Annotated in this window: 1 pseudogene; it reads right to left on the reverse strand. The window is 33.7% G+C overall.

Features of this window, described 5'->3' with window-relative positions:
- Positions 1 to 99 precede the first annotated feature (99 nt).
- A pseudogene (locus NH26_RS25685) lies at positions 100 to 365 on the reverse strand (hypothetical protein); the annotation flags it as partial.

Raw genomic sequence — 365 nt, forward strand, 5'->3', positions numbered from 1 at the left:
ACCCCCCGCCTTTATAGGGTGGTCATGAATATAACCTAACCGTTGTGATAGTTTTTCAGGAGTGTTTAATATGACAGGTTGATTATGTTGTTGCCAAAACTAATATTTCTCATTGTTACTATTTTTTTGACCTGCTCTTTTTAACCTACCTAATAGAATATTTCGATAGGCTTCTCTCGTAAAAACGTCTATCCAATTGACTACTGTCATCGTTACAAAATAAGTCGCCTCTTGATAGTAGAAAGAATGTGATCTAGACATGATGAATCGTTTAATTAGTTTTTTAAAGTTAATGATAATTTGTGGGAGTAGAAAGGGGGTATAAGTCACAGACTTATACAATAATAAAGTTCTAAGTAACGCCT

The sequence above is a fragment of the Flammeovirga pacifica genome, assembly GCF_000807855.2.
Taxonomy (GTDB): domain Bacteria; phylum Bacteroidota; class Bacteroidia; order Cytophagales; family Flammeovirgaceae; genus Flammeovirga; species Flammeovirga pacifica.